Origin of the sequence: Streptosporangium sp. NPDC000095, assembly GCF_042899335.1 — a bacterium.
In the GTDB taxonomy this organism is placed as follows: Bacteria; Actinomycetota; Actinomycetes; order Streptosporangiales; family Streptosporangiaceae; genus Streptosporangium.
Map to the genome: position 1 here is coordinate 187908 of NZ_JBIAZS010000003.1, position 26725 is coordinate 214632.

The window sequence follows — 26725 nt, forward strand, 5'->3', positions numbered from 1 at the left end:
AGGCGCATGAGTGGACGGTGTGGGAGTGCCTGAGCGGGGCGCGGGTGCCGCGGCGGAGCGCGGCGGTCTCGCGTGGGCGGTGACCGAGATGGCCGCGCCCCAGTACGTCGCGGTCGCGTTGCCGCCGGTGGCCGGTCTGCTTGCCCACGGATGGGTGGGCGCGCTGTGGGGTCTGCTCGCGTCGGCGCTGTGCGCCGGTGTGCCCGTTGGGGTGATCGCGGTCGGCGTGCGGCGGGGCCGCCTGGACTCGATGCATCTGGTCGACCGGAATTCTCGTAGGGGGCCGATGCTCACCGGGCTGATCGCGGTGGTCGTCGGTCTGGTGGTGCTGGTCCTGCTGGACGCGCCGCTCATCGTGACGGCCACGGCAGGGGTGATGCTCGGCTGGATCCTGGTCATGGGGGCGATCACCTTGACGTGGAAGGTCTCCTTTCACACGGGGGTGTCCGCCGGGGCGGTGGTCGTGCTGGCACATGTGCTGCCCGCCGCGGTGACGCTCGCGGTGGGTGCCGTCCTCGTCGGCGTGATCGGGTGGGCTCGGGTGAAGGTCTCCCACCACACGCCCGCCCAGACCCTCGTGGGTGCGGTGACCGGGGCGGGCGTGGCGTGGGCGGTGCTGGCACTGACGCTCTGACTCTGCCTTCGGTTTCGCGTGCTCCATCCCGGGATCGCGCTCCATCCCGAGATATGGGGCCGCACGCCTCAGCGCAACGATGACCTGGCCGTGGGCGCCAACCGGAGTCGCCGCGGAGCGCCGGTGAGGGTTTCCGACAGTTCCGGGAGCACCCGATCGCGCCATGTGCGTGAGCCGGCCAGCCGCTCCTGATGATCGGCGAGATCGTCGGGACCGGCGAACCGGGAGAACCACACGAAGACGTTCTCCCCGATGCGGATCGGCAGGGCGGGGAAGGTGTTCTCGGCGTACTCGGTTCGCAGGCAGGCGAGCGGTCGTGCTCCGGTCTCGGTCAGCACCGGTCGTACGAAGTGGTCGAAGAAGTCCGCGAACGCGTCGTCGAACGGCCGGTCGCGGTGACAGAGCGTCGCGACGACGATCGACGTCGGAGTGGCATCGCCGAGTGGAGGCCGCGCCGCTGCCGGGAAGTCCTCTCGGGTGCGCAACAGCAGCACGTCATCGGAGTCGATCATCGTCGCGTTGGCCCGATCGCGGTTCGCCTTCCAGACCGGACCGCCGTAGAAGGAACGCAACGCCTCGGCGCGGCGCTCCATGTCGGGAAATCCGCGGAGCCAGACGAATCGGTCCGGGGCGTCGAGGTCGCGGAACTGGCCGATGACGGTCATTCCCGTCGCCTCCTGCGGCTCGACGAACTCCCGCTCGAAGAGGTCGATCAGTACGTCGCGTTCACCCTCGTGCAGGGTGTACTGCCTGAGCTCGACGATCGGGTATCGACTGTCCTCCACCGGTGAGGCTCCTTCCGTTTTGATGGAACAAACATTGTTACTACTGAAGGCGCGTGTTATCCGAAGGCGGGCGTCGGTGCGCCTACAGGCAGTCCCGCAGCACGTCGGCGATCGAGGTGAGAGCGAGTTCGCGGCGCAGGCTCTGGTCGGCCCGGTCGTAGACCACGTCCAGCACGGGCCGGATTCCCCTGCCGATCGGGCATTCCAGGTTGGGTTCGGTGCGGTGCATGGCGAAGAGCGGTTCTCGCTCCACGGCGTCGTACACCTGAAGCAGGGTGATGTCCTCGGGCGCGCGGGCCATGCTCCAGCCGGCCCCGGCCCCGTGGCGGACCTCCACCAGGCCCGCCCGGCGCAGATCGCCGAGGCTGCGTCGGATGATCACCGCATTGGTGTTGACGCTGGCGGCGACCTGCTCCGAGGTGAGCCACTCCTGCCCGCGTCGCTGGGCGAGCGCGATCCAGGTCAGCGCGTGTACGGCGATCGTCAGCCGGCTGTTCGCGGCCATCGGCCCTCCTGTCTGTAACAAGGCATGTTACAGCTAAACGGCCGACGCTGAACCGGACGCGGGGCGCGCGAAAAGCGATCGGGTGCTTGGTCGTACGTGTTCACCGGCGGCGACGTGAGCTGATTCATGTCTGCAAGAAGGTAAGGCACAGGATCGGCCGATCATTGTTTAAAGGCGGCCCTGGCATCCGGAAGGTGCGCGACAGCGCCTTCCCGAACGCCGTCGCGCGGGCCGCCTCGTGAAAGCCCAGCTCCAACGGCATTCGGGCCCGCGCGACCTCACATCCGGGACCTCAGCACGTCGACCTCACAGCCCGGCGCGAACGGGTCGAAGCCATGCTCGCCCAGCCAGCGAACCACCAGCAGGCTCCGCAACGACCACCAGGCGCGGATCACGTCGAGGTCGACGTCGGTGCCGTAGCCGGTGACGACGTCGCCGAGGTGCTCCTCGTGTCCGAGCGTGAAGGTGGCGAGGTCGAAGAGGGCGTCACCTCGGCCCGCCTCGGACCAGTCGATGATGCCCGTGATCTCGTCGCCGTCGACGAACACGTGAGCGATCTGCAGGTCGCCGTGCGTGAACACCGGAGTCCACGGCCGGAGCGCGACCTCGGCGACCTGGCGGTTGCGGGTGACCAGGTCGGCGGGCAGGACGCCGTTCGTCACGAGCCACGCGCACTCGCGGTCGAGATCCGCCGCCAACTCCTCGATGCCCCGGCCGGCCTGGCCGAGCCGGGGCGGCAACGGCGCGTCGTGCAGCTTCCGGATGGCGGCGCCCGCCGCGGCCCATGCCGCCGGGGACGCGGTCGACGGCTCGCCGAGGCGGCCGAGGGCCGTTCCCGGGACCGCGGTGATCGCGAGCACCGGCGGCTTGTGCCACAGGACCTTCGGGGTCGGGACCGGCGCCAGAGCCATCGCCTCGACCTCGACGTCGATGCGCGCCTGATCGGCGTCCACCTTCAGGAAGACGTCCCCGACGCGCAGGGTCGCGCGCTCGGAATGGGCGACGACTACTTCGACCTCATCCATGGGCAGCCAGTATCCCGGGGGTGATCGTCGAAGTCGCCGGGTTTGTCGCGTGTGACGGCAGCGGCCGACCGCGTCCCACCACCGAGCGGCACCGGGCCACCCGAGCCGGACCTGGCTCGTCCCCGTCACCCGTGACTCGATGCGGGTGCGTACCGCCGCCGCCCGCCGCCCGCCGGTCGTCGTAGTCGGCGAGGAGGTTCGGCGTCTTCGCCCGGTGCCGGACGGAGGAACCCGGGTCGTAGTCAGGCGCGAGCGGGTCAGCCGAAGCGGACGAGCCCCTGCTCGAAGGCGAAGACGACGGCCTGGACCCGGTCGCGGAGGTCGAGTTTGGTGAGGATGTGACTGACGTGCGTGCGGACCGTCCCCTCCGACAGGTGCAGGCGGGCCGCGATCTCGGCGTTCGTCAGACCACCGGCGATCTCGGTGAGCACCTCGTGTTCGCGCGGACTGAGCAGCGCGGCCCGTCTGTCCGGGGACTTGCCCGCGTCGGGAAGGCGGGGGACGAAGTGCGACAGGAGCCGCCGCGTGGTGGAGGGGGCGATGACCGCGTCGCCACGGTGCACGGTGCGGATCGCCTCGACGAAGGAGGCCGACCCGGTGTCCTTCAACAGGAAACCGCTGGCACCGGCCTTGATCGCGCCGAAGGCGTACTCGTCCAGGTCGAAGGTGGTGAGGATGAGCACCTTGGGGCCGCCGCGCGCGCAGATGCGCCGGGTCGCCTCGATCCCGTCCATGCGGGGCATTCGCACATCCATCACCACCACGTCGACCTCGACCTCGTCCAGCAGGTCGAGCGCCTGCCGGCCGTCCGCCGCCTCACCGACGACGTCGATGCCGGGCTCTCGGCGCAGCACCAGCCGGAAGCCGGTGCGGACCAACTCCTGGTCGTCGGTGAGCAGCACGCGGATCATCTCGCCCACGGATCACGTCCAGGGAATGGTCGCCCCGACCTGGAAGCCGCCGCCGGGCAACGGCGCGGCCCGCGTCGTACCGCCGAACATCGCGGCGCGCTCGGCGATGCCGACCAGGCCGTACCCGGCCCCGCCGGGGTCGGGCGATGTCGCCGACCTGCGACGACTCTCACCGGCACCGTCGTCGGTGACCTGGATGTGCAGTCCGTCTTCGGCGTAGCGTAATAGCACCTCGGCGTTCGCTTCCTTGCCAGCGTGCTTGAGCGTGTTGGTCAGAGCCTCTTGCACGATCCGGTAGGCGGCCAGGCCCAAGCTGGCCGGTGGTTCACGAACTCGTCCCTCGACCCGTAACCGTACCCTCAGCGGCAGCCGCTCGACCAGGTTTTCTATCGCCTCGATGCCGGGCTGCGGTGCTACGGGGGCCTCACGCAACACCCCCAGGAGCAGCCGCAGCTCGACCAGCGCGACCCGGCCCGACTTCCCGATCGCGCCCAGCGCCTGCTCCACCTCGGCACGGTCGTCGTCCAGCAACGCGGCCGAGGCGCCGTCCGACTGGACCACCATCGCGCTCACGTTGTGCGCCACGATGTCGTGCAACTCCCGCGCGATCCGCACCCGCTCCTGGGCCAGCACCAGCTTCACCCGCGCGTGGGCCACGGCCTCGGCCTCGGTGTGCCTGAGCCTGCCCAGCCCCCAGGCCGCGACGCACACGACGGCCGATATCGCGAACAGATCCTCGGGAGGTACGGGCCGTGGGAGCGGCGTCAGCTCCAGACCGCTCCAGATCCGGGCAGCGGTCAACGCGAGGGGCAGCAGCATGCCGGCCAGGAAGAAGCCGACCCGTTTGGAAGAGACCCACCGTCCCGCCGTGTAGAACATCAGCATCAGCGCGGTCGGGGTGCTCAGGTCGGCCCACGAGGCGTTCCACTCCGTCCAGATGTCCCACCTTCCGCCGACGAACCACAGCGTCCAGACCAGGGCCAGCACCGACAGCGGGAACCTGCGCCGCCACGCCAGACTGGCGTAGGCCAGCAGGTCACCCCAGAACATCATCGGCAGCCGGGTGAAGTCGGCGATGCTCTGGTCGTAGTAGGGCACCTCGATCAGTAGGTACGTGCAGGCCGCGACGGCGAGGAAGGCGTCGGACACCTGCGGGTGACCGCTCCACCACACCAGCAGGCGCCGCACCATGTCCCCGACGCTACGGCAGGATCTCCGCGCAGGCATCGTCCGTCCCGCGTAGGTTCGCCTGCCTATCCGCCCCGGGGAGAATCGGCCGTGAGACGGATGCGCGCCGAGCGCGCGTCCGTCTTCTCCTTCGCCGCCGATCGTCTCGCCGGGGCATCCGCAGGGACTTTTCCCTTTCCGGCCGGTGTGCGCCCATCGGGGCTACGTAGATCCGCCGACGACGAATTCCGCGACGCGGCCGATGTGGACCGATCCGCTCGCGTCGCACCCTTGGGACGTCAGCGAATCCCGGGACCCGTCCGGTGAAACGCCGGACCCGGATTCCGGGCTCCAACCACCGAGGAAAGGGGTTCACATGGCGTTCCTGAGCAGGCGCCTTCTCAGCAGGGGGGTGGTGACCGCCGCCGCCGTCTGCGCGCTGGGCGCCTCCGGCGCGACCCTCGCCCACGCGGAGGGCCAGTTCACCACCAGGCTGGAGAACGTCGCCGCGGGCTTCGAGTCCCGCACCTGGAAGGATGCCAACAGCGACCACTGGAGGACGGCGGTCGAGCTGTCCGGCTGCTCGGCCAACTCAAGAGCGGCGGTGCCGAGTCTGGGGCTGTACCGGGAGCGCATCGGCCCGGACACGCACTACGGCACCAAGGGCTACGGCGGCTGCGGCTCGCGGAAGGTCCGGGGCGACTGGGGAGACGTCCGCTCCGGTAAGTACCACTTCACCGTGAAGAACATGGGCGCGGACTTCTACCGGATCTCCGCCCGCAGGGTCCAGGTCTACTGGTAAAGAGCGCACGGGGTCACGGCCGTTCAAGGTTTCGCACGATTCGGGAGCCGGCCGTGACCCCCGCCCGACGCGATCCCGTCGAGGAAGAAATGCCGATCTCATTTCAGGGGTGCGGATTCGGCCACCGCCGAGGCTCCCTCGTTCTCACCGGTCTTGATCTCTCCCTTCCCGAGGGCCGCACGGTGCTGCTCGGACCGAACGGGTCCGGCAAGTCGACGCTCCTCGGACTGGCCGCCTCGCTGTTGCGCCCGCGTACGGGCCGGGTCCTCTACCGGGGACTCGATCCCGCCCGCCGCCGGGACAGGGCACGCTACCGGTCGCTGGTCGGCTGGATGCCCCAGGAGATCCGGCCGCTGCCCGGACTGACGGTGCGCGAGCAGGTCGGCTACGCCGGCTGGCTCAAGGGACTGTCGCAACGGGAGGCCTGGCGCAGGTCACTGGAGGCACTGGAGGTGGTGGAGCTGGGCACGCTGGCGGACGGCCCCTGCGCGGAGCTGTCGGGCGGCCAGCTCCGCAGGGTCGGGCTGGCTCAGACGCTGGTGCACGACGCCGAGGTGATCCTGCTGGACGAGCCCACCGCGGGATTGGACCCGGACCAGCGCGAGCGGTTCCGGGAGATCGTCGCACGGGCGGGGGAGCGCGCCCACCTGGTCGTGGCCACCCACGACATCGCGGACCTGGCAGGCACGTACGACTCGGCCGTGGTGCTCGACGCGGGCGGGGTGGGCTACGCCGGGCCGCTCGCGGGCCTGGTGACATCGGCCGGCGGATCCGTCCGCGGCTCCTTCTCCGACCAGGTCGGGCGCGCCTACCGGCGGCTCGTGACGAGGGAGGTCTGACCCGTGCCGCTGCGTCGCCGGCTGCGCTCCTCCGCGGCCCTGACAGCCCTTCCTCTCATGGCCGTCTACCTGTTCCTCGTGCTGGGCGACTCGGCGAACTCCCTGGAGGACAACTGGCTGTCCGCCACCGTGCTCGCCGCGTCGGCCGGGGTGATGGCGATGGGCCCGGTGTGTGCGGCGGCGGGCGCCTGGGAGGGGGCCAGGCTGTCGCGCGGCCGGGTGGAGGGCACCGCCCCGGTACGGTCTCCAGCGGAGATCCTCGCCTGGTCGCTGCTCCCGATCCTGGGCGCCGCCGTGCTCGGACTGCTGGGCGCGCTCTCGTTGGTGGCGATCGCGATGGCGGACGTCCCGGGGTCGCCGGCACCCTCGGTTCTCGTGGTGGCGCTCCTGGTGATCGCCGCCTGGACTCTCGCCGGGTTCGCCGTCGGACGCTTCCTGTCCCCGCTCCTCGGCGTGCCGTTGCTGCTGGCGGGCACGTGGTTGTGGCTGGCCTACCCGGCCGCCCTGGAGACCTTCTGGGTACGCCACCTCACCGGCAACAACCTGGGCTTCTGCTGCGAGACCGGCACGACGTTCCACCCGGGCGCCCTGAGCGCCCAGACGATCCTCGCCCTGGCCGTCGCCGGGGCGGCGTTCCTGGCCTGGGCGCGTCACAGGGGCACGCGCCGGGCGTGGGCGGGGATCGTCGGCCTCCCCCTGGCGGCGGGCTTGGTGGCCTTTCCTCTCGTACGGGACATGGGCCCCGAGGCGCAGGTGCCACGCACCGGCGGCCTGGTGTGCTCCCGGTGGGACGGGGCCGAGGTGTGCGTGTGGCCGGAACGAGGGAAACGGCTCGCGTTCGCCGCCGGGATCGCCCTGCCCGCGGTGCGGCGGCTGTCGGCGGCGACCGGGCTGCCCGCACCCGGCCGCGTCACGGAGGGGCCCGCCGACGGCCGGACGTCCTGGCGCTTCGCGGTGCCACCGGGGGCCGGTGGCGATGACGTGCTCTTCGGCCTGGCCATCGGCCTGCTGCCCGCAGAGCCGCCGTCGTGCGGGCCCGACTGGTCCGGTGCCGACGCCTACGCGCCGCTGAGCGCCTGGCTGGCCCTGACGGCGGGTGCCGGGCGGGACTCGGTCGCGCGCAGGACCGGTTCGGCCTCCCTCGGCGTCGCCGAGCGCGCACTGGCACTGCCGTCGGCCGAGCAGGCCCGGTGGTTCCGGCACAACCTCGCGGCGCTGCGCCGCTGTGACATCCCTCCCCGGGAGGTGACCCCACTGTGAGGACCTGGCTCCACGTGCACCACGTCGCCTGGTCGGCACTCGCTCTCGCGATGACGGCGGGGGTGGTCGCGGTGGCCGGTGACGTCCTCGTACCGGTCCCGAACCTCTCGCGAGGGGACCTGGACGGCGTGCCGCTCGCCCTGATCGCGCCGCTGGCGGCGAGCGCCGTGCTCGTGCGCGGCGTGTACGCGGGCCCCGCGGACCTTGAGGCCGTCGCGGTCCGTCCCACCGGCGCCTACCGCGCCGGCCTGGTCGCCGCCGCCTGCGTGGCGCCACTGCTGGCGGGACTTCTCCTCGCCGGTACGGTGCCGTACGGGATGGCGGCGGCCCGCAACCTGGCGGGCTTCACGGGGCTGGCACTGGTGGCCTCCCGGTGGCGGCGTGACGCGGCCACCGCGGTGCCGGCCGCCTACATGATCGCCGCGATGCTCCTGGGCGGCGGATCCGGCACCGGATCACCGTGGGACTGGGCGATCACCGACTCTCCCGGCTACTCCTCCTGGGCCGTCCCCGCGACGGCGTTGGCATTCGGTCTGACCTGCTCGGTGTTCCCCGGGCGAGGGGGGAGCGGGGAAGAAGGCGTCGGGATCAAGCGTCGGGGATGTCCGCCTTCGCCGCGCTGAGCATGATGCCCGGGATGACGACCAGGCGCTCATCCGGAGCGAGGGACACGCCTTCCGGCAGGTGAGGGCCGTAGGCGGCCGTGAGGTCCCTGCCGATCACCGCGATGTCACCGTTGCTGAGTCGCCAGATGTCTGGGCATTCGTCACGGCCGTCCGAGTAACCTAACTCTTCGGCGGACTTTCCTAGTCGCCGTTCGAACAACGCGGAAGAGTCGGCTTCCCAGGAACGAGTCATGCCCGCCTCCACTCGGCTTGGCTGAGCGTTTCACCTGTGCGGAGCATATGTCGGACGCTTCTCCGGGACAACGGGATGAGCGGATTGACGCGTGAAAACAGCTGGAAGAACAAACGGTCGACCGAAACGGGAGCAAGGCGGGCCGATTGAAAATTTTCGCCCCACCGCTTCGCCGATTATCGATGCGCAGAGTTATGGTGCCTTTACGCCGGGTCAAGCTTGGGTGGCCGGATGTAGACCGTGATGGGCCTTTCCGGTTTAACGCTATGGCCGCATTTTCCAGCAACCGGTTTGTCGGTGATCGCTGCTGATGGTCGATGGACTCCAGAGGCGTCGGGAACATCATGCTATAAAAAGTGCACACGGATTTTCTTCGCCGAGACTCTCATATTCAAGAGGTGGAATCCCGGATGTCCATCCCTGCTGGACCACCCCTTCCCTGACTATCTCGCCTGCGACCTGCTGGGCGACCGGCGCCTCGCCGTCAGCGAAACAGCTTCGCGCGGGAGATTACGGAATCTGATCGGCGGGACGGGACCGCTTGTTTTGTTCTGTCCGCTTATACGGCAGTGCCGCGCTAAGATCGCGTCTCGTGCTTCCGAATAATTTATGGCGTATTACCAGGATTTGGGTAGTAGGTCTGGTTCTTGCGGCGGCGGTCGCGGGCCTGCTGCTCGGCGACGCCTGGCTCTGGGTGGCCGTCGAATGGTCGCCGTTCTACGGTTTCGACGAGTTCGACACCCCGACGACCGTGGTGCTGCTCGTGGTCGCCCTGGTGAAGGCCGCGCTCCTGTGGCTGATCCTGCGTCCCCCCGCGCCGGGACCGCTGGACCGCCGAGAGAAGGCGCTGCGCCGACTGCTGTATCTGGCGGTGGCGTACACCCTCGTGCTGTGGTATCCGATCATGCTGATCCCCGGCGTGGTCGACACGGTATTCCAGCTCGTGCTGTGGACCGCGATCGACGTCCTCTACCTGCTCGTTATCCGCTGGCGGTCCCGCGTGCTGCGCGTGGCGGCCGGAGCGACGTTCGCGGCCCAACTGGCCGGGACAGTCAGTCAACTGCTCGCCGAACTCGGCCTCACGGAGTTCGGATCGGGCCGCCTCGCCGAACTGGGCCTTCTGACGTTCGGCGGAGTGGCGGCGACGGCCATCACGGTCGTCGGACAGTGGCGTGACGGCCGGTGGAGCCGCGGCACGCAGGTCGCCGGATGGTTGTCGGTGGGCGTCTACGCGCTGGTGAACCCGTTCAACATGTTTTTTGCGGAGATTGCCGACGGCGGTCCGGCGGTGCCGATCATGATGGGCGCGGTCGGGCTCGTCAGCGTCGTGTGGATCGCGGCGACCGCCCGTGAACTGTCCGGCGAGGGCCGTCCGGCGGACCTTCCGCCCGCGCGGCGGCGCGTGATCCGCGTCGCGGTGACGGCCGTGGCCGTACTGCCGATCATCGCGATGATCCATCCGGAGCAGACCCCGCACCTCACCTACACCGGCTGGTCGACGGACTGCTACGACCGGCGCAACTTCGGCGACCTGAAACCCGCGGAACGCGACGCCGAGTTCCTGTGCCGGGCGCGGAGCGCAGAGGGCGGAGTCTCGCCCATGTTTCCCGACAGCCTGTCGGACCAGGGGGTCCTCGCGTACGGGCGGGCACTGTGCCACGCGAAGAACCGCGACGAGCAGGAGACGATTCTGACGCGGGCCGGGAGCGCGTGGCCCGCGCGGGGCGCGGACCCGTGGGACCTCGTCTACGTCTGCCCGGAGATCGTCGGTGCGACTCATCCCCAACTGCTGTGGTCGACCGCGGAGGCGGAGGCGGCGGGCACCGCCTACATCGCCGAGGAGAACGCGAAGTGCCGCGACCCGTGGCCTCGGACGAAGGGGGTCGCCCAGGCCACGGCCAAATACTTCCTGTTCGTCGACGGCGATCCCGGCTATCTGGTCCACGACTCCGGAGAGGCGGAGGAAGAGGCGATAGGCGAGTTCTACGACGACAGCGCCCTCGGCGGGGAGGCCGACGGTGCGGTGCTCATCGGACACGTCGCCGACGTCGTCGATCTGTGTCTTACGGTGAAGGCTTTCCGCACTGCACCGCCACGGCGGACGGCCGGGTGGGATCAGGTCACCGAGATGCCGATCGTCAGCCGCAGCGGCCGGCTCACCGTGCCGGAGATGGGCGATGGAGAGGTGGGTGCGGGTGCCCCGATGCCGAACCTGGCGATCGCGGGAAAGGGCCACTACCGGCTCCGTGTCTACGTGCGGGTCAGTGACGCGGAGGAGGAGGAGCACCTGGTCGTCGTGTTCCCGGGGGCGTCGAGGAAGAAGCTGAAACTGAAGTCGTGAGCGATGGCGGGACGCACTCTCCTGCGTCACGGCCGCCCCCCTGGATGTCGGCGGTTGCTTATCCACTGTGCCGCCACTCGGAAGAGCCGCGGATGTCTCAACCTTGTTCAACTTCGGAGAGCCGGTTTGAGCGCTGCTTTTGCGAAGGACGGTCAGTCCGTGTCCTGTGCTCTGTGCGGCCCGCTTGACGTCAAGCAAACTTTAGGTTTGAGACTGTGCGCGAGGAGATCGAGAGAAAGTGGTTGATATGCGCATTGTCCAGGTAACGGCGTTCGGAGGGCCGGAGGTGCTGGTGGTGGGCCGGGCAGCGGAGCCGGTCGCCGGAGCCGGGCAGGTCGTGGTCGGGGTGTCCGTGGTGGATGTGCTGTCCCTTGAGACGCAGCTTCGCACCGGTTGGGGTACCGAATTCTTCGGCCAGAAGCCACCGTACGTGCCGGGGGGTGGAGTGGGCGGGCGAGTGGTCTCCGTCGGGGAGGGGGTTGATCCCGGCTGGGTCGGCCGCGACGTCATCGCCATGACCGGCGACGGAGGGTACGCCGAGCGGGTCGTGGTTCCGCTGGAGGCGCTGGTCCCCGTACCGGATGAGCTGGGTGTGCGGGAGGCGACGGCGCTTCTCCAGATCGGCCCGGCCGCGCTGAGCCTGGCCGGCGCGGCCGAGGTCAAGCCCGGAGAGCGAGTGCTGGTCACTGCGGCGGCCGGAGGGCTCGGCACCCTACTGGTGCAGCTCGCCCACGCGGTCGGTGCCCACGTGATCGCGACCGCCCGGGGCGGGCGCAAACTCGACCTGGCTCGGGAGTTGGGAGCCGAGATCGTGGTCGACTACTCCGAGCCGGGGTGGCTTGAGCGGGTCCGGGAGGCGGCCGGCGGCGGGCGGCTGCCCAGGGTGGCCGGCGGTGCCGGGGTGGACGTGGTCTTCGACGGTGCCGGGGGCCGGATCGGTCAGGACTCGTTCGAGGTCACCGCGCGCGGGGGCAGGTTCTTCACGTATGGCGTGCCCGGCGGGAGCTCCGCGCAGATCGATCCCGGAAAGGCCGAACGGCGTGGGGTGAGTGTGCACGGGATGGAGCAGGTGCAGTTCGCCCCGGAGAAAGGCAGGCGGCTGGCCGGGCTGGCGCTGTCCGAGGCGGCGGCGGGCCGGATCAGGCCGGTCATCGGACAGACCTTCCCCCTCGATCGGGCCGCCGATGCGCACGCCGCGATCGAGGCACGCGACACCGTGGGGAAGACCCTGCTGCTGGTCTGAGAGGTTCACCGGCCGGGCCCCACTTCTAGCAGTGCCCTCGTCGTGGCGCACCGGGGTCGTGAGCCCGGGGTTCATGTCGTCAACCGGGCACACAAGCGCTCAGGGGGAGAAAACCATGTCCCAGGCCATCCGCTATGTCCGCTATGGCGGTCCCGAGGTGCTCACTCTCGACGATGTTCCCCTCCCCGATCCCGGCCCAGGTCAGGTACGGGTCGCGGTACGGGCCACCGGGGTCAATGGCATCGACTGGAAACTCCGCAGCGGGTTCATGGATCGTGGTCGGCGGCCGGTCGGGCCCACCGGCGTCGGTGTCGAGTTCGCCGGAACGATCGATGCTCTTGGCGCCGGCGTCGGTTCGGGTAAAGGTGTCGGGGGCTGGAGCGCGGGTCAGGCCGTCTTCGGCAGAGTCCCCTCCGGTGCCGCGGCCACCCATGTCCTGGCCGACACCGGGAACCTGCTGGCCATGCCCGACTGGCTCTCCTTCGAGCAGGCCGCCGCGCTGCCGGTGGCCGTGGAAACCGCCTGGCGTGCCCTGCGGGAGCTCGACGTGACGGAGGGACACACGCTGCTGATCCACGCGGTCGCCGGCGGCGTCGGGCTGGTCGCCGCGCAACTCGCCAGGGCCAGGGGGGTGCGGGTGGTCGGCACGGCGAGCCAGGCCCGTCACGATTTCCTGCGCGACCTGGGCGTGCGGCCGGTCGAGTACGGCGAGGACCGCGAGGACCGCGAGGACATGGCCGAGCGGGTGCGCGCCGCGGCCCCGGAAGGTGTCGACGCGGTCCTCGACGCCTCCGGCCGCGACGTGCTCGCCATGTCGGTAGAACTGGCCGGTGGGCCGGACAGAGTGGTCACCATCGCCGACGGACGGGCCGCCGAGTATGGTGTGCGCTTCTCCAGCGGTGTCGGCGGGAGTCCTCTGGAGGAGGTCTTCGCCGAGGTCCTCCCCTTGCTGGAGCGCGGCGCGCTGCGTGTGCCGCTCGAGAGGACCTTCCCGCTGGAAAGGACCGCCGACGCGCACCGTCTCAGTGAGCAGGGACATCTCCTCGGCAAGATCGTGATCACCGTTCCGTGACGCGGGATTCGCGGTCGCCGACTCCGCCGGGCTGACGGGGTGAGATCGGTGTGGAACTCCTGGGCAGGGCCTCATGAGGCTCTCGTTCGGGTCTTGCGAGGCCCCAGGTCGGGATCCTGTGAACCTCCCGGCCGGACCTCACGGGTCCTGGTATGGCACCGTGCTCGTTTGGTAACGGTGATGTAACAGACCTTTACCGGTGATTACGTTCGGTGGTTGACTCCGAGCATCCACTGTAAGCGCTTCCACCTTCAGTCGTCGTTGAGTGTAAGCGCTTCCACTCGGCAGGGAGATCGGACGACAGGTGGCAAACAGCGACGAAGGTCAGGGTGCGACCATCTACGAGGTCGCGCAGCGGGCGGGTGTCTCCATCGCCACCGTCTCCCGGGCTCTGCGCAACACCGGACCCGTCTCGGCCGGGACGCGCGAGAAGGTGCTGAGGGCGGTCGAGGAGCTCAGCTTCACCCCGAGCCGCCTCGGCGTCTCCCTCGCCCAGGGCCGCCACGCGGCCAACGGAATCGTCTTCCCCGACCTGTCGGGCCCCTACTTCGCCGAAGTCCTCCTCGGCTACGAGGAGGTGGCCTCCGAGCTCGGCCGTTCCGTGCTCATCCTGTCCACGCGCGGGCGGGCCGCCGTACAGGACCTGGTCAGGGACCTGGTCGGCAGGGTGGACGGCATGGTGATCTTCGGCAGGACCGTCGAGGACGCCGTGGTGGACGAGATCGTCAGGAGCAGGACGCCGCTGGTCCTGCTCGCACGCGACCCCGTCGAGCGGGCCGACGCGGTCTGCAGCGAGAACACCTCCTCGGCCGAGGCGCTCACCGCCCACCTGCTCGGCCACGGTTACTCCACCTTCGCGATGGCCGGGGACGATGACGGGGGCGACGTCACCCAGCGCTGGACCGGGGTGAGACGGGTCCTGTCCGACCACGGGATCCGGCCCCCCGAGCCGCTGCCCTGCGAGTTCACCGTGGAGGGCGGGTACGAGGCGGGGCGGACCCTGCTCGCGGGGAAAGCGGGGAAGGCGGGAAGAGCCGGTGGAGCGGGCCGGCCGCAGGCGGTGATCTGCGCCGACGACCAGGTGGCCCTCGGCGTCATCCTGGCGGCCGAGGAACTCGGCCTCGACGTGCCGGGCGACGTGGCGGTCACCGGCTGGGACGACATCATGGCCGCCCGCCACGCCAGGCCCGCCCTCACCACGGTGCGCCAGCCCATGCGCCTGCTCGGCGCCAGTGCCGCCCGCGCGCTGGACGAACTCATCAGGGGCACTCGCAACGTCCCGAAGTCCGAGATTCTCCCCACCCAGCTGATCGTCCGATCCAGCTGTGGTCCTCACCCCCTGGAGGAAAAGTGAAGAAGTACGCCGTCGGGATCCTCGCGCTGGGACTGGTGCTCGCCGGGTGCGGCCGGAGCGGGGACGGGGCCGCGGAACAGGCGAGGGAGGTCGACACCGGCAAGGCCACCGGGGAGGTCACGGTCTGGGCGATCGGGGCGGAGGGGGAGGCGCTGGGCGCCTTCGCCAAGGACTTCGAGACGGCGAACCCCGGCATCACGATCAACGTGACCCCGCTCGGCTGGGACGTCGCCCACGACAAGATCACCGCGGCCATCGCGGGGAACGCCACCCCCGACATCACCATGCTGGGCAGCACCTGGATGGGTGAGATGGCGAAGACCGGCGCCCTCGACCCCACCCCGGCCGACCTGATCGACAAGTCGGCGTTCTTCCCCGGCGCGTGGGGCACGGTCGAGGTGGAGGGGACCGCGTACGGCGTGCCCTGGTACGTCGAGACCCGCGCCCTGTACTACCGCAAGGACCTCGCGGAGAAGGCGTCGGTGAAGCCGCCCGTCACCTGGGAGGAGACCACCGCCTTCGTGAAGGCGCTCAAGGAGAAGGGCGGCGCCTCGCTCGGCGTGGAGCAGAACTTCCGGCAGGGCTCCTGGCAGGAGGTGCTGCCGCTGGTGTGGCAGGCGGGCGGCGAGATCGTCTCCGACGGGAAGTGGACGCTGGACACGCCCGAGATGGTCAAGGCGCTCAAGCAGTACGGCTCGTTCTTCGAGAGCGGGCTCTCCAGCACCGACCAGCCGACCGGCGCCTTCCCGCAGACGTTCGTCAAGGGGAAGGTCGGCGCCTTCTACTCGGGGCCGTGGATGATCGCGGGCCTGGAGAAGGAGGGCGGCGACGGCTTCGGGGACAAGTTCGCCGTCGCGCCCTACCCGAAGGGCAGCGCGGGAGGTCCCAGCCTGGTCGGCGGCAGCGACATGGTGGTCTTCAAGGACGCGAAGAACCGCGACGCGGCCTGGAAGTTCCTGAGCTGGCTCGTCGACCCCAAGGTCCAGGCCACCTGGTACACCAAGGTCAACGCGCTGCCCAGCGTCGAGGCCGCCTGGCAGGACCCGGCGCTCACCGCCGACGAGCGGGTCACCGTCTTCGGTGAGCAGCTCAAGGACGCGAAGGCCGTGCCCGCCGTCCCGACCTGGGAGCAGGTGGCCAAGGTGATGGAGACCGAGGTCGAGAAGATGGCCCTGGGCAAGCAGACCGCCGAGGAGACGGCCAAGCGCGTCCAGGAGCAGGCCGAGACCATCGGGACCGGGGTCTGACCATGGTGGTCAGCGAGCGGGTGGACTCGCGTGAGTCCACCGCACCGGCCCCCGCCAGGCAGTGGAGCCCCCGGGGCGGATTCCGCCGCACCGGTCTGGCCTGGATCTTCGTGACACCCTTCGTCGTGATGTTCGCGGTGTTCTGGGCGGGTCCGCTCCTCGTCGAGCTGGGCATGAGCTTCACCGACATGCGCAGTACCGACGTGCGCGACCCCCTGGCGGTGAACCTCGTCGGACTCGACAACTACCTGCGGCTCTTCGACGACGAGCTCATGCGCCAGGCGGCGCTGAACACGCTGATCTTCGTGGTGACCGCGCTCCCGCTCACCATCGCCCTGGGCCTGGGCGCGGCCGTGGCGCTGAACTCGGGGATCGCCCGGCTGCCGGCCGCGTTCTTCCGGCTCGGCTACTACCTGCCGTACGTCACCAGCATCATCGGCGTCGCGGTGGCCTGGAGGTTCCTGCTCGAACCCGACGCGGGCCTGGTCAACCAGGTGCTCGCGGCGGTGGGCGTGGACGGCCCCCGCTGGCTCGCCGACGAGAACCTGGCGCTTCCCGTGATCATCGTCATGACCGCCTGGCGGAGCTTCGGCTTCGACATGGTCGTCCTGCTGGCCGCCCTGCAGGGCATCCCCAGGGAGCTGTACGAGGCGGCGGAGGTCGACGGGGCCGGTCGCTGGGAGCGTTTCCGCTCCATCACGCTGCCGATGCTCCGTCCGGCGCTGCTGTTCTGCACCGTCTACAGCTCGATCGGGTTCGCCCAGTTCATGGAGGAGCCGCTGGTGATGACGCGGGGAGGCCCGGCGGGAGCGACCACCTCGGCCTCGCTCGCGATCTACAACCAGTTCGGCTCGGGCAACTACGGCTACGCCGCCGCGGCGGCGAGCGTCCTGTTCACCGTGATCGTGGCGCTGGCGGTCCTGCAGTTCCGGGTCGGGAGGTCCAGATGACAACCGCTTCGGGTCGTAAGGCCCCCGCGAGAGGCCAGGCTTCCGAGAGGCCGGGGCGCGGGGCCCTGGTGAAACGCCGCTTCTCCACGTACGCGCTGCTCAGCGCCGGGCTCGTGCTCGTCGTGCTCCCGTTCGTCTGGACGCTGCTCACCTCGTTCAAGCCGGAGACCGAGATCAGGCGGGATCCGCCGGAGTTCCTGCCGACGCAGTGGACGCTCGGCAACTACGGCGAGCTGCTGGAGAAGATGAACATCACGCAGGTGTTCTTCAACAGCGCGGTGGTGGCCCTCGCCACCGTCGCGGGCAACCTGCTGTTCTGCTCGATGGTCGGATACGCCTTCGCCAAGATGGCCTTCCGCGGCAAGAACGTGCTGTTCGCGCTGGTCCTGACGCAGATGGCACTGCCCGCCATCGTGGTGATGATCCCGCAGTTCGTGCTCATCGCGAAGCTCGGCCTGGTGAACACCTTCCTCGGGATCATCCTGCCCGGCCTCGTCACCCCGCTGGGCATCTTCCTGATGCGCCAGTTCATCGCGGACATCCCCGACGAGCTGATCCACGCCGCGCGGGTCGACGGCGCCAAGGAGTTTCGGATCTTCTTCAGGATCGTGATGCCGCTGTGCAGGCCCGCCCTCGCCACGCTCGGCCTGATCACGTTCCTCGGCTCGTGGAACAACTTCCTCTGGCCCGCGGTGGTGGCCCAGAGCGAGGACAAATACACGCTGCCCGTCGCGCTGGCGATCTTCAACGGCTACCAGGGCACCCAGTACGGGCTGCTCATCGCCGGGGCGGTGGTCGTCGTGCTGCCGGTCCTCGTCCTCTTCGTCTTCCTGCAGCGCTTCTTCACCCAGGGAATCGCCTCCACCGGACTCAAGTAATCCACGTAAGGAGCCCCCGTGCGTCGTCGTCACGCGGCCGCCCTGGCGGCCTGTCTCGCCCTGATCGCGGCAGCCCCCTCTCCCGCCTCGGCCGCCCCTTCCCCCGCCCCCTCCGCGTCTCCCCTGGTATCCCCCGATGTCCCCTTGACAACGTCGACACCCGCGACGGCTTCGACGGCGGGGCGGCAGCGGGAGGTGCTGCGCCGCTACGCCGCCGACACCTGGAAGTCCATGGCCGCGATGACCGACCCGGCGACCGGCCTGCCCTCCGACAAGATCGACGGCTCACTCGCCCCCGGCACCCGCGCCAAGGTGACCTCGCCGACCAACATCGCCACCTACCTGTGGAGTACGGTGGCCGCCCGCGAGGTCCGCCTCATCTCCAAGGACGAGGCCCGGCGCCGCGTCGCCGCGACGCTCGCCTCGACGGCGAAACTGGAGCGTCACGCCCCCACCGGGCAGTTCTACAACTGGTACGACCCGCGCACGCTGCAGGTCGTGCGCACCTGGCCCGAGGACGGCTCCGTCGTACAGCCGTTCCTGTCCAGCGTCGACAACGGCTGGCTCGCGGCCGCCCTCATGATGATCCGCAGTGCCGTGCCCGAGGTCTCCAAGCAGGCCGGGGCGCTGCTGAGCGGCATGGACTTCGAGTCCTACTACGACCCGCAGGCCCGGCCGGACGCGGGCACCGGCCTGCTGCGCGGCGGGTTCTGGCCGGAGAAGCCCACCGGCTGCTCGGTCGAGAGCGACTACAACGACTCGGGGACCACGGTCCACTCCACCTGCCACCACTACGGCGCGCTCACCGAGGCGAGGATCGCGAGCTACGTCGGCATCGCCCTCGGCCAGCTCCCGCCCCAGCACTACTACGGCATGTGGCGAACCTTCCCCGACACCTGCGACTGGTCGTGGGCCGAGCAGAAGCCGGTCGGCACCTGGCGCACCTACATGGGCGTCAACGTCTTCGAGGGCACGTACGGCTACCGGGGCATGCGCCTGGTGCCCACCTGGGGCGGCAGCATGTTCGAGGAGCTGATGGTGACCCAGCTCGTACCCGAGGACGTCTGGGGTGCCAAGAGCTGGGGCCGCAACCAGCCCGTCTACATCGCCGCCCAGATCGAGCACGGCATGAACGAGGCGAAGTACGGCTACTGGGGCTTCTCCCCGTCCAACGACCCCGCCGGGGGCTACCGCGAGTACGGCGTGGACGCGATCGGCATGGACACCCCCGGCTACACCTCCGACCAGGAGCGCACCTCCGTCGACTACGGGTTCGAGGGATGCCGCGAGGGGCAGCCGGAGCCGGAGTCCTACGGCGACGGCGTGGTCACCCCGCACGCGTCGTTCCTCGCGCTGCGCCACACGCCCGGTGCGGCCCTCGACAACCTCGCCAGGCTCAGGACGAACTTCGACGCCTACGGGCCGGGCGGCTTCTACGACGCGGTCGCGGTGCGCAGCGGCAAGGTCGCCAAGCAGTATCTCGCCCTCGACCAGGGAATGATCATGATCGCGCTCGGCAACGCGCTCGCCGATGACAGCCTGCGCCGCCACTTCGCGACCCGCGACGTCACGGCGAAGCTCGCGCCCGTCCTGAGGCAGGAGGAATGGGCCGTCGTGCCTCCCAGGTGACCGTCGTGCCCGCCAAGTGAATCGTGCAGCTCACGCGCGTTGTTCCTCGCGCGTGAGCCGCACACCCACCCCACCCACACCGACCATCGGGGAGACGTATCCATGAGCACGGCCGACGCCGCACGCCGAGACTGGCAGGCCCGCATCTACCGGGCGTCGGGGGAGGTGACCGCGGCCGGACGGGTCGAGGTCACCGCCCCCCGAGGGCTGCGCGCCGACAGCGGAGGCGGACAGGTCACGCTGACCTGGGAACGGGTGGCCGGGGCCATCGGCTACCTCGTCCACCGCGCGCCCGCCGAGGCGGGGCCGTACACCTCCACCAAGCAGCCCGACATCGACGTACCGGCCGTGCCGGATCCGCGCTACGTCGACACGCACGGGGAGCCCGCCTGGTACAGAGTTGCCGCCGTCACCACGATGGAACGGGCCGGCCCCTTCACCGAGGCGGTGTTCGCCGCGCCGCTCGCCGAGCCGGGCGCGACGGTCCTGCGGGTCGACGCCTCGACCAGCACGCGGCTCCTGCCCAGGCCGTGGAAGTACATGATCGGCTCCGAGCACCTGTCGTACATGCTCTCCGCCGACACCGTGGGCGGCCGCCCGATCGGCCCCGAGCTGACCGAGGCACTGTGGACGACGCGGGAGGAACTCGGCGTCGAGACCGTGCGCGCCCACGCGATCCTCTGCGACGACCTCGGCGTCTACCGGGAGGTGGACGGCAGGCCCGTGCACGATTTCACCCGGGTGGACGAGGTCTACGACACGATCACCGCGTTCGGCATGCGGCCGATCGTGGAGCTGTCGTTCATGCCGCACGACCTCGCCTCCGACCCGTCGAAGACGGTCTTCGGCTACGAGGCGATCATCTCGCCGCCCAGGGACTACGACCGGTGGGGCGACCTGGTCCGTGACCTCACCCGCCACCTCGTCGAACGGTACGGTCTGCGCGAGGTGGTCGACAACTGGGCCTTCGAGGTGTGGAACGAGGCGAACCTGGAGGTCTTCTGGAGCGGCACGCCGCAGGAGTTCTTCCGGCTGTACGACGTGTCGGCGGCGGCGGTCAAGGACGTCCACCCCGACATCCGCGTCGGCGGCCCGTCGTCGGCGGCGAACGGCTGGGTCCAGGAGCTGATCGACCACGTGGACGCCTCTGGCGCGGCGCTCGACTTCGTCTCCACCCACACCTACGGCAACGCCCCGCTCGACTGGCGGCCCGTCCTGGAACGGCACGGCCGCGAGGGCACGCCGATCTGGTGGACGGAGTGGGGCCCCACCCCCACGCACTTCCACGGCATCGGCGACGGGCCGTTCGGGGCGACGTTCCTGCTGCACGGGATGAGGTCGGCGGCCGGGCGGGTGGACGCGCTCTCCCACTGGGTGGCCTCGGACCACTTCGAGGAGCTGGGCCGCCCACCGGCGCTCTTCCACGGCGGGTTCGGCCTGCTCACGGTCGGCAACCTGCGCAAGCCCCGCTACCTCGCGCTCACCCTCGCCGACCGCCTCGGCGAGGACGAGCTCGCCTGCTCGGCCACCGGTGACGTCGCGGGAGTCGAAGTGTGGGCGGCGCGCTCGGCCACCGGCACCGTCGGGGTACTGGTGTGGAACGGCACCCTCGACCAGGACAGGGCCGGCGGCGCGGCGATCCTGTCACGCGAGGTCACCCTCACGGTCGAGGGACTCGCCGAGGGGGAGTACACGGTCGGCCACCACCGGATCGACGAGCGGCACTCCAACATCCGGGCGGTATGGGCGGAGATCGGCGGGGGCGCCGACTGGCCGGAGGGCGGGCAGTGGGACCGGCTCCGCGCCGCGAACGGCCTGGACGAGCTGGAGCCCGCCCGTACCGTCCGCGCGGAGGACGGGACCCTGCGGCTGGAGTTCACCCTGCCGATGCCCGCCGTCTCCTATCTGGAGTTCACCCTGGCGTGATGCGGGGATGCCCGCCGTCTCCTACCTGGAGTTCACCCCGGTGTGACGGGCACGCGCGTCCGTCCGAGTGGCGCGGAACCGCCATGGCGCTTTTCGGGAACCGCAGGCACGCGGGAGAGCAACAACGGGTGTCCTGACCGAGAGCCGAGAGGCCGGATATGAGCGAAACGAGCCGAACCCGGACGGGGGCGGGCGGCACCTTTCCCGCCGACGAGGCGGAGGCCGACGACGCCTCCCTCATCGGGCGGTCCCTGCGGGAGCCGGAGGTGTTCGCCGCGGTCTTCCACCGGCACGCGCCCGACATCAAGCGCTACGTCACCCGGCGGCTGGGAGCGGACGTGGCCGAGGACGTCGTGGCGGACACCTTCCTGGCGGCGTTCCGGGGGAGGGAGGGCTACGACCTCTCGCAGCCCGGCGCGCGCCCGTGGCTGTACGGCATCGCGACCAACCTGATCAGGCGGCACAAGCGTGTCGAGGTGCGGCGGCTGCGCGTTCTCGAACGGACCGGTGTCGATCCGGTGACCGTTCCGTTCACCGAGCGCAGCGACGAGCGGCTGAGCGCCGACGCCGTGCGGCGCAGGCTGGCGGCCGCCCTGGCGCGGCTGCCCGCGGGCCACCGGGACGCGCTGTTGCTGGTGACCTGGGGCGGTCTCACCTACCCGGAGGCCGCCCGGGCGATGGGCGTCCCGGTGGGCACGGTCCGTTCGCGGGTCAACCGGGCGAGAGGCAGGGTGCGCGAGGAGCTCGGCGGGATCGATCCCACGTCCGTCAGCGAGGAGACCTTTCATGGATGAGATGACCCAGGTGAACCGGTTGCGTTGCGAGGTGCCCCGGCCGGGCCCGGCGGAGTTGCGCGCCGAGGAGTCGCGGCTGCTGTCGGAGATCGCGGCCCTCGGCGCGGCGCCGACGGCACCGCCCGCACGCAGGGCACTCCGCCCGGCGAGCCTCACCGGGAACCTCGGGCTGAGCCTCAGGACGAGTCTCGCGGTGGGGGCCGGGGCCGCGGTGGTGGTGGGACTCGGCTTCGTCGGCGCCGACTCGTACCTTCAGCGGGAGAGGACCGTCCAGATGGCGCCCGTGGCGATGTCGGCGGTCCTCCAGCGGGCCGCCGACACCGTGAGCCTGCGGGACGAGCTGCGCCCGAAGCCGGGGCAGTTCCTCGCCTACGAGTTGCAGGTCATGTTCCCGGTCAAGCTCAAGGAGGGCGGGAAGGACGTCCGCTACCTCGACCGCAGCCGGTTCAAGGTGTGGCTGCCCGTCGCGGGTTCCCCCCTGGACGGCGGGGTCATGACGAGCGAGCACCTGGAGCCGAGGCCGTTCCCCGGGGAACCGCTGCCCGCCGAGGCCGAACGGCGGAAGGGAGGCGCCGGGGCGCCGTCGAAGCTCACCGGTTACGACATCCGTCCCGACCACCAGCGCACCGACTACGTCTCGCTGAGCCGGTTGCCCACCGATCCCGAGGGGATGCGCGAACACCTCTACCGAGGCCTGGGACGCGATCCCCTCGCCGACTACAAGGCGTGGGGGAGCGTCGGCTCGATGATCACTCAGGCGTACCTGCCGTCCGCCCAGCGGGCCGCGCTGTTCAGGGCGGCGGGGACGATCCCCGGCGTCGAGACCGTCGACGAGGCCGAGGACGCCGCCGGACGCAGGGGGGTCGCGGTGGCCATGGTCAACCGGCTCGGCGGGGTGCGGCACGAGTACATCTTCGACCCCGTCACCTACCTGTACCTGGGCGAGCGCGTCGTCGTGGTGGACGAGAGCGCGGCGGGAGCGCCCGAGGGCACCCTGCTGAGCTCGACGGCGCAGCTGAAGGTCGAGGTGGCCGACCGCGCGCCCGAGGTGGCCGCACCCGCTTCGACACCTGAATAGCACAGACCGCTCAATCGTGACACACAGCCCGAGGGGTATTAATCCACACTTTTAATCATGGAACAAGGGGGTGGCGAATCCGTCATTCTCTGCCACCATTGCCCCATGCACGCCTTCCGTCTTGTTCGCGCCGCGGTCTTCGCGGTCGTGTGCGTGACGGCGTCGCTGGTCATGCACGTGCTGGCCGGAGGCAGCCCGGTGGGGCCGGGTGTGCTGGTCTGGGCGGTGCTGCCGACCGCGGCAGGCGCGTTCGTGCTCGCCCGGCGGCGGCGTGGTTTCGGCATGCTGCTGGGGGCGAGCTTCGCCGCCCAGTACGGCATGCACCTGTGGTTCACCTCCGGTGCGCTGCCGCCGTCGACCGGGCATGAGCACGGCGCCGGCGGCCTGTCCACCGGCCTGTTCATGGTGCTGGTGCACGCCGTGATGGCGTTGCTGTCGGCCCACTGGCTGGAGCGGGGGGAGCGCGGTCTGACCACGCTCCTCTACCTGCTCTTCGCCTCGCTTCTCACCCTGCTGCGATGGCACGCGCCCGTCGCCTGCCGTCTCACCTTCCTCTCCGCCGCGCCCGACGACCGGGTCTCACCGGTCGCCCGGCTGCTCGCCGCCGCCGTCTCGCGCCGCGGGCCGCCCGCTCCCTCGCACGCCGTCTGACATCGGGCCGTCGCGCCCGGACGCCGCCGTGCCCTGCCGGGCCCGCGTCTCCGAGCGCCGTACCTTCCCCGACCGTGGATCGTCGCGCCGTCGCGTCCTTCCCGGCCGGTGAACCCGAGCGCCGTCCCATCGGCGCCTGACGGTACCCGCAGGTTCCTGTCTCCCCTATGCCGTACGGGCCCGCGAGCCCGGCTCCCAGCATGCCCTCCCGCTGGTGAGAGCCGGAATTCCGCCTGCCCCGCGCTACGCCGAACCGAACCTCACACCGCGGTGGCGCGTACCTGACGGTGCGCGCGTTCCCTGCGAACGGAGAACCCCCCATGACATCCGACGTCGACATCCCGCCCGCGGCCGACCCGGCCGACCCGGCCGGTCCCTCCCCGGCCCCCGCACTCAGGGAGCCCTCCACCTGGGTGACGCTGCGCTCACTCCTGCTCCGCCTGCACTTCTACGCCGGAATCCTCGTCGCCCCCTTCCTGCTCGTGGCGGCGACGACCGGCCTGCTGTACGCCGCCTCCTTCCAGCTGGAGAACATCGTCCACTCCAAGGAGCTGACGACCTCCGTACCGGCCGGGCAGCAGCGGCTTCCCCTCGCCCAGCAGGTCACCGCCGCCACCGCGGCGCATCCGGAGGGGACCCTCGCGCTCGTACGGACCTATGACGAGCCGGACGCGACGACCCAGGTGCTGCTCGACGTGCCCGGCCTTCCGGAGAGCACCCGCCTCGCGGTCTTCGTCGACCCGTACAACGGCGAGGTCCGCGGCGCGCTGGAGAGCTACGGCAGCTCGGGCGCCCTGCCCGTGCGAACCTGGATCTCCCAGCTCCACCGTCACCTGCACCTGGGCGAGCCGGGACGTATATACAGCGAGATGGCCGCCAGCTGGCTGTGGCTGGTCGGGGTCGGCGGCCTGGTGCTGTGGCTCACCCGCCGTCGCCGCGCCGGACAGCGGCTGCGGCGCGTCGTCGCTCCCGAGCGCGGCGCCCGCGGCCTGCGCAAGACCCTCTCCTGGCACGGCTCGGTCGGCACGTGGGCGCTGATCGGCCTGCTCGCCCTCTCGGCGACCGGTCTGACCTGGTCGAAGTACGCGGGAGCCAACATCGACGTGCTGCAGACCTCGATCGGCTGGTCCACCCCGTCGCTGCCCGTCTCCGGCGGCCACGGCGACCACGGCGGCCACGCCGCCGGGCAGGAGGCGGGCGCCGCGCCGGTAGCCGACGCCGACCAGGTCGTCCGGGCGGCGGCGGGCAAGGGCCTGTCGGGACCCCTGGAGATCGTCTGGCCCGCCGAGTCCGGCAAGCCGTACGTCGTCAAGGAGGCGGACCGCCTCTGGCCGCAGCGCAACGACCAGGTGGCGGTCGACGCCGCCACCGGCCAGGTGAGCGCCGAGCTGCGCTTCGCCGACTTCCCCATCGGGGCCAAGCTGACCCGCTGGGGCATCGACGTGCACATGGGGGTGCTGTTCGGCCTGGTCAACCAGATCGTCCTCGCCGTGCTCGCGATCTCGCTGATCTCGGTCATCGTGTGGGGCTACCGCATGTGGTGGCTGCGCCGCCCGACCCGCGGTTTCGGCACGCCCTACGCGCGCGGCGGCCTGCGGCGGCTGCCCCTCGCCGTCGCCCTGCCCCTGGCGGCCGTGGCGATCGCGGTGGGCGTGTTCCTCCCGCTGCTCGGCATCTCGCTGCTCGCGTTCCTCGTGATCGACGTCGTCCTGGGCAGGATCGCGGCGTCGCGGGCGGGGAAGGCCGAAGTCGGCGAGTCCAGTGAGTCCGGAGCCGGAATCCCCGGCTGAGGACACGGCGAAGACCTTCCAGGACCCGGACCGGCCGAGAGTGGACGCCTCGGCCGGGACCGGCTCGGCCGGCGGGGGTGTGGCGTGGGGCGCACGCCGCACCCCCGCCCCCGGTCAGTCGGGGTGGTGCTGGTGCTGCAGGTAGGCGGCGGTCTCGGGGTTGGCGGGGAAGTACGCCTCGATGGCGAGCTCGGCGACGGTGATGTCGAGCGGGGTGCCGAACGTGGCCATGGTGCTGAAGAAGGCGAGCTCCCGGTAGCCGCGGCGCAGCCGCAGGGGAATCACGATGTCACCGGGGCCGGGGCGGTCTATCTCCGGCTCCGGCTGGTCGCAGGGATAGTCGTCGAGCTCCTTCCAGAGCGCCGCGAGGTCGGGGTCGGCGGTGAGGCTCATCTGGCGGCGGAGCCGGTGCAGGAGGTGGGCCCGCCACTCGCCCAGGTTGATGATCCGCTGAGCCATGCCCTTGGGGTGCAGGCTCAGCCGCATCACGTTGACCGGGGGGACGAGCAGCTCCGGCGCGACCCCGCGCAGCAGCAGCCCGGTCGCGGCGTTGCGGTCGATGAGGTTCCAGTGCTGGTCGACGACGACCGCGGGGTACGGTTCGTGCCCGCTCAGCACCTGCCCCAGCGCCTCCCGTACGGACGCCATGTGCGGCGAGGTGAGCGGCGTCTCCGAGTAGAGCGGCGCGAAGCCGCCGGAGAGCAGCAGGTGGTTGCGCTCGCGAAGGGGGAGTTCCAGCTCCTCCGCGAGGCGCAGGATCATGTCCCTGCTCGGTTTGGACCTTCCTGTCTCCACGAAGCTCAGATGCCGGGTGGAGATGTCCGCCTGGATCGAGAGGTCCAGCTGGCTCATACGCCGGCGCTCCCGCCACTGGCGCAGGAGCTCACCTACCGGCCGGGACGCGCTGGTGGTGGTCATGAAGGTCACGATAACCGGGAGAGTGCGGTGAAACCATTACCGCGCGCGTAACGCACATCATGATGTCC

The 26725-nt window shown here is 70.5% G+C and carries 25 protein-coding genes; 18 read left to right on the forward strand and 7 right to left on the reverse strand.

The annotated features are described in order from the left end of the window. The first annotated feature begins 25 nt into the window (after nt 1-25). Nucleotides 26-634, forward strand: a complete 609-nt coding sequence (locus tag ACFY3V_RS09160) for a hypothetical protein (protein ID WP_350945117.1) — start codon at nt 26-28, stop codon at nt 632-634. A gap of 68 nt (nt 635-702) precedes the next feature. Here the strand turns inward: ACFY3V_RS09160 and ACFY3V_RS09165 are convergent, their stop codons facing one another. From ACFY3V_RS09165 to ACFY3V_RS09185, 5 genes are all read right to left on the reverse strand, one after another. Then, a complete protein-coding gene (locus tag ACFY3V_RS09165; RefSeq protein ID WP_362901708.1) occupies nt 703-1419 on the reverse strand; it encodes an NIPSNAP family protein in 717 nt (238 codons plus the stop codon). Between the two features lie 82 nt (nt 1420-1501). Further along, a complete protein-coding gene (locus ACFY3V_RS09170) occupies nt 1502-1924 on the reverse strand; it encodes an Rrf2 family transcriptional regulator (RefSeq protein WP_350945119.1) in 423 nt (140 codons plus the stop codon). A gap of 278 nt (nt 1925-2202) precedes the next feature. Further along, nucleotides 2203-2949 carry a phosphotransferase family protein gene (locus ACFY3V_RS09175; RefSeq protein WP_389771634.1) on the reverse strand — a complete coding sequence of 249 codons (747 nt, stop codon included), beginning with the start codon at nt 2947-2949 and terminating at the stop codon, nt 2203-2205. A 257-nt stretch (nt 2950-3206) separates the two neighbouring features. Continuing rightward, nucleotides 3207-3860, reverse strand: coding sequence for a response regulator transcription factor (locus ACFY3V_RS09180; protein WP_362901862.1), 654 nt, complete (start codon nt 3858-3860; stop codon nt 3207-3209). Between the two features lie 12 nt (nt 3861-3872). Continuing rightward, nucleotides 3873-5051, reverse strand: coding sequence for a sensor histidine kinase (locus ACFY3V_RS09185; RefSeq protein ID WP_389771637.1), 1179 nt, complete (start codon nt 5049-5051; stop codon nt 3873-3875). Between the two features lie 352 nt (nt 5052-5403). Here ACFY3V_RS09185 and ACFY3V_RS09190 point away from each other — a divergent pair, with 352 nt between their 5' ends. The 4 genes from ACFY3V_RS09190 to ACFY3V_RS09205 all read left to right on the forward strand — a co-directional run bounded on the left by ACFY3V_RS09190 (nt 5404) and on the right by ACFY3V_RS09205 (nt 8551). Then, a complete protein-coding gene (locus ACFY3V_RS09190; protein ID WP_389771640.1) occupies nt 5404-5829 on the forward strand; it encodes a hypothetical protein in 426 nt (141 codons plus the stop codon). 89 nt (nt 5830-5918) lie between these two features. Then, the gene (locus ACFY3V_RS09195) at nt 5919-6668 is read left to right on the forward strand and encodes an ATP-binding cassette domain-containing protein (protein WP_362901718.1); all 750 of its coding nucleotides are present in this window, start codon (nt 5919-5921) and stop codon (nt 6666-6668) included. 3 nt (nt 6669-6671) lie between these two features. Then, nucleotides 6672-7928 carry a hypothetical protein gene (locus tag ACFY3V_RS09200; protein WP_389771644.1) on the forward strand — a complete coding sequence of 419 codons (1257 nt, stop codon included), beginning with the start codon at nt 6672-6674 and terminating at the stop codon, nt 7926-7928. Continuing rightward, nucleotides 7925-8551 (forward strand): hypothetical protein, encoded by a 627-nt coding sequence (locus tag ACFY3V_RS09205; RefSeq protein ID WP_389771647.1) that lies wholly within the window; start codon nt 7925-7927, stop codon nt 8549-8551. Before ACFY3V_RS09200 ends, ACFY3V_RS09205 begins: the two co-directional genes overlap by 4 nt. On the opposite strand, the gene ACFY3V_RS09210 is transcribed toward ACFY3V_RS09205, so the two are convergent. After that, a complete protein-coding gene (locus ACFY3V_RS09210; protein WP_362901724.1) occupies nt 8517-8786 on the reverse strand; it encodes a hypothetical protein in 270 nt (89 codons plus the stop codon). The genes ACFY3V_RS09205 and ACFY3V_RS09210 overlap by 35 nt on opposite strands. A 592-nt stretch (nt 8787-9378) precedes the next feature. Between ACFY3V_RS09210 and ACFY3V_RS09215 the strand changes: the two genes are divergently transcribed. From ACFY3V_RS09215 to ACFY3V_RS09275, 13 genes are all read left to right on the forward strand, one after another. Further along, nucleotides 9379-11127: a hypothetical protein gene (locus tag ACFY3V_RS09215; protein WP_362901726.1), complete on the forward strand. Its 1749-nt coding sequence runs from the start codon at nt 9379-9381 to the stop codon at nt 11125-11127. 247 nt (nt 11128-11374) lie between these two features. Further along, a complete protein-coding gene (locus ACFY3V_RS09220; protein ID WP_389771652.1) occupies nt 11375-12370 on the forward strand; it encodes a zinc-binding dehydrogenase in 996 nt (331 codons plus the stop codon). 115 nt (nt 12371-12485) lie between these two features. Beyond that, on the forward strand, nt 12486-13442 hold the full coding sequence (locus ACFY3V_RS09225) for an NADP-dependent oxidoreductase (protein ID WP_389771655.1): 957 nt from the start codon (nt 12486-12488) through the stop codon (nt 13440-13442). A 304-nt stretch (nt 13443-13746) separates the two neighbouring features. After that, complete coding sequence (locus ACFY3V_RS09230; protein ID WP_362901732.1) at nt 13747-14796, forward strand: LacI family DNA-binding transcriptional regulator; 1050 nt, start codon at nt 13747-13749, stop codon at nt 14794-14796. Further along, nucleotides 14793-16043, forward strand: a complete 1251-nt coding sequence (locus ACFY3V_RS09235; RefSeq protein ID WP_389771659.1) for a sugar ABC transporter substrate-binding protein — start codon at nt 14793-14795, stop codon at nt 16041-16043. Before ACFY3V_RS09230 ends, ACFY3V_RS09235 begins: the two co-directional genes overlap by 4 nt. A 2-nt stretch (nt 16044-16045) precedes the next feature. After that, on the forward strand, nt 16046-16993 hold the full coding sequence (locus tag ACFY3V_RS09240) for a sugar ABC transporter permease (RefSeq protein WP_362901736.1): 948 nt from the start codon (nt 16046-16048) through the stop codon (nt 16991-16993). After that, nucleotides 16990-17871, forward strand: coding sequence for a carbohydrate ABC transporter permease (locus tag ACFY3V_RS09245; RefSeq protein WP_389771665.1), 882 nt, complete (start codon nt 16990-16992; stop codon nt 17869-17871). The genes ACFY3V_RS09240 and ACFY3V_RS09245 overlap by 4 nt, the downstream gene beginning before the upstream one ends. Before the next feature lie 18 nt (nt 17872-17889). Further along, entirely contained in the window at nt 17890-19500 is a 1611-nt protein-coding gene (locus ACFY3V_RS09250) for a glucoamylase family protein (RefSeq protein ID WP_362901740.1), read from the forward strand. Nucleotides 19501-19602: 102 nt separating this feature from the next. Next, complete coding sequence (locus ACFY3V_RS09255; protein WP_389771670.1) at nt 19603-21426, forward strand: hypothetical protein; 1824 nt, start codon at nt 19603-19605, stop codon at nt 21424-21426. 158 nt (nt 21427-21584) lie between these two features. Next, complete coding sequence (locus ACFY3V_RS09260) at nt 21585-22220, forward strand: RNA polymerase sigma factor (protein WP_362901744.1); 636 nt, start codon at nt 21585-21587, stop codon at nt 22218-22220. Continuing rightward, nucleotides 22213-23298, forward strand: a complete 1086-nt coding sequence (locus ACFY3V_RS09265; RefSeq protein ID WP_362901746.1) for a CU044_5270 family protein — start codon at nt 22213-22215, stop codon at nt 23296-23298. The genes ACFY3V_RS09260 and ACFY3V_RS09265 overlap by 8 nt, the downstream gene beginning before the upstream one ends. A 105-nt stretch (nt 23299-23403) precedes the next feature. Further along, the gene (locus tag ACFY3V_RS09270; RefSeq protein ID WP_362901748.1) at nt 23404-23949 is read left to right on the forward strand and encodes a hypothetical protein; all 546 of its coding nucleotides are present in this window, start codon (nt 23404-23406) and stop codon (nt 23947-23949) included. Between the two features lie 320 nt (nt 23950-24269). Continuing rightward, on the forward strand, nt 24270-25739 hold the full coding sequence (locus ACFY3V_RS09275) for a PepSY-associated TM helix domain-containing protein (protein WP_389771676.1): 1470 nt from the start codon (nt 24270-24272) through the stop codon (nt 25737-25739). A 114-nt stretch (nt 25740-25853) separates the two neighbouring features. On the opposite strand, the gene ACFY3V_RS09280 is transcribed toward ACFY3V_RS09275, so the two are convergent. Next, nucleotides 25854-26657, reverse strand: coding sequence for a helix-turn-helix transcriptional regulator (locus tag ACFY3V_RS09280; protein ID WP_350945146.1), 804 nt, complete (start codon nt 26655-26657; stop codon nt 25854-25856). Nucleotides 26658-26725 lie beyond the last annotated feature (68 nt).

Excerpts from the sequence above, each read along its gene's own strand:
- ACFY3V_RS09170 (WP_350945119.1), bottom strand. The coding sequence starts at position 1,924 with ATGGCCGCGAACAGCCGGCTGACGATCGCCGTACACGCGCTGACCTGG.
- ACFY3V_RS09175 (WP_389771634.1), bottom strand. The coding sequence starts at position 2,949 with ATGGATGAGGTCGAAGTAGTCGTCGCCCATTCCGAGCGCGCGACCCTG.
- ACFY3V_RS09180 (WP_362901862.1), bottom strand. The coding sequence starts at position 3,860 with ATGATCCGCGTGCTGCTCACCGACGACCAGGAGTTGGTCCGCACCGGC.
- ACFY3V_RS09185 (WP_389771637.1), bottom strand. The coding sequence starts at position 5,051 with ATGGTGCGGCGCCTGCTGGTGTGGTGGAGCGGTCACCCGCAGGTGTCC.
- ACFY3V_RS09190 (WP_389771640.1), top strand. The coding sequence starts at position 5,404 with ATGGCGTTCCTGAGCAGGCGCCTTCTCAGCAGGGGGGTGGTGACCGCC.
- ACFY3V_RS09195 (WP_362901718.1), top strand. The coding sequence starts at position 5,919 with ATGCCGATCTCATTTCAGGGGTGCGGATTCGGCCACCGCCGAGGCTCC.
- ACFY3V_RS09210 (WP_362901724.1), bottom strand. The coding sequence starts at position 8,786 with ATGACTCGTTCCTGGGAAGCCGACTCTTCCGCGTTGTTCGAACGGCGA.
- ACFY3V_RS09220 (WP_389771652.1), top strand. The coding sequence starts at position 11,375 with ATGCGCATTGTCCAGGTAACGGCGTTCGGAGGGCCGGAGGTGCTGGTG.
- ACFY3V_RS09225 (WP_389771655.1), top strand. The coding sequence starts at position 12,486 with ATGTCCCAGGCCATCCGCTATGTCCGCTATGGCGGTCCCGAGGTGCTC.
- ACFY3V_RS09240 (WP_362901736.1), top strand. The coding sequence starts at position 16,046 with ATGGTGGTCAGCGAGCGGGTGGACTCGCGTGAGTCCACCGCACCGGCC.
- ACFY3V_RS09245 (WP_389771665.1), top strand. The coding sequence starts at position 16,990 with ATGACAACCGCTTCGGGTCGTAAGGCCCCCGCGAGAGGCCAGGCTTCC.
- ACFY3V_RS09255 (WP_389771670.1), top strand. The coding sequence starts at position 19,603 with ATGAGCACGGCCGACGCCGCACGCCGAGACTGGCAGGCCCGCATCTAC.
- ACFY3V_RS09260 (WP_362901744.1), top strand. The coding sequence starts at position 21,585 with ATGAGCGAAACGAGCCGAACCCGGACGGGGGCGGGCGGCACCTTTCCC.
- ACFY3V_RS09265 (WP_362901746.1), top strand. The coding sequence starts at position 22,213 with ATGGATGAGATGACCCAGGTGAACCGGTTGCGTTGCGAGGTGCCCCGG.
- ACFY3V_RS09270 (WP_362901748.1), top strand. The coding sequence starts at position 23,404 with ATGCACGCCTTCCGTCTTGTTCGCGCCGCGGTCTTCGCGGTCGTGTGC.
- ACFY3V_RS09275 (WP_389771676.1), top strand. The coding sequence starts at position 24,270 with ATGACATCCGACGTCGACATCCCGCCCGCGGCCGACCCGGCCGACCCG.
- ACFY3V_RS09280 (WP_350945146.1), bottom strand. The coding sequence starts at position 26,657 with ATGACCACCACCAGCGCGTCCCGGCCGGTAGGTGAGCTCCTGCGCCAG.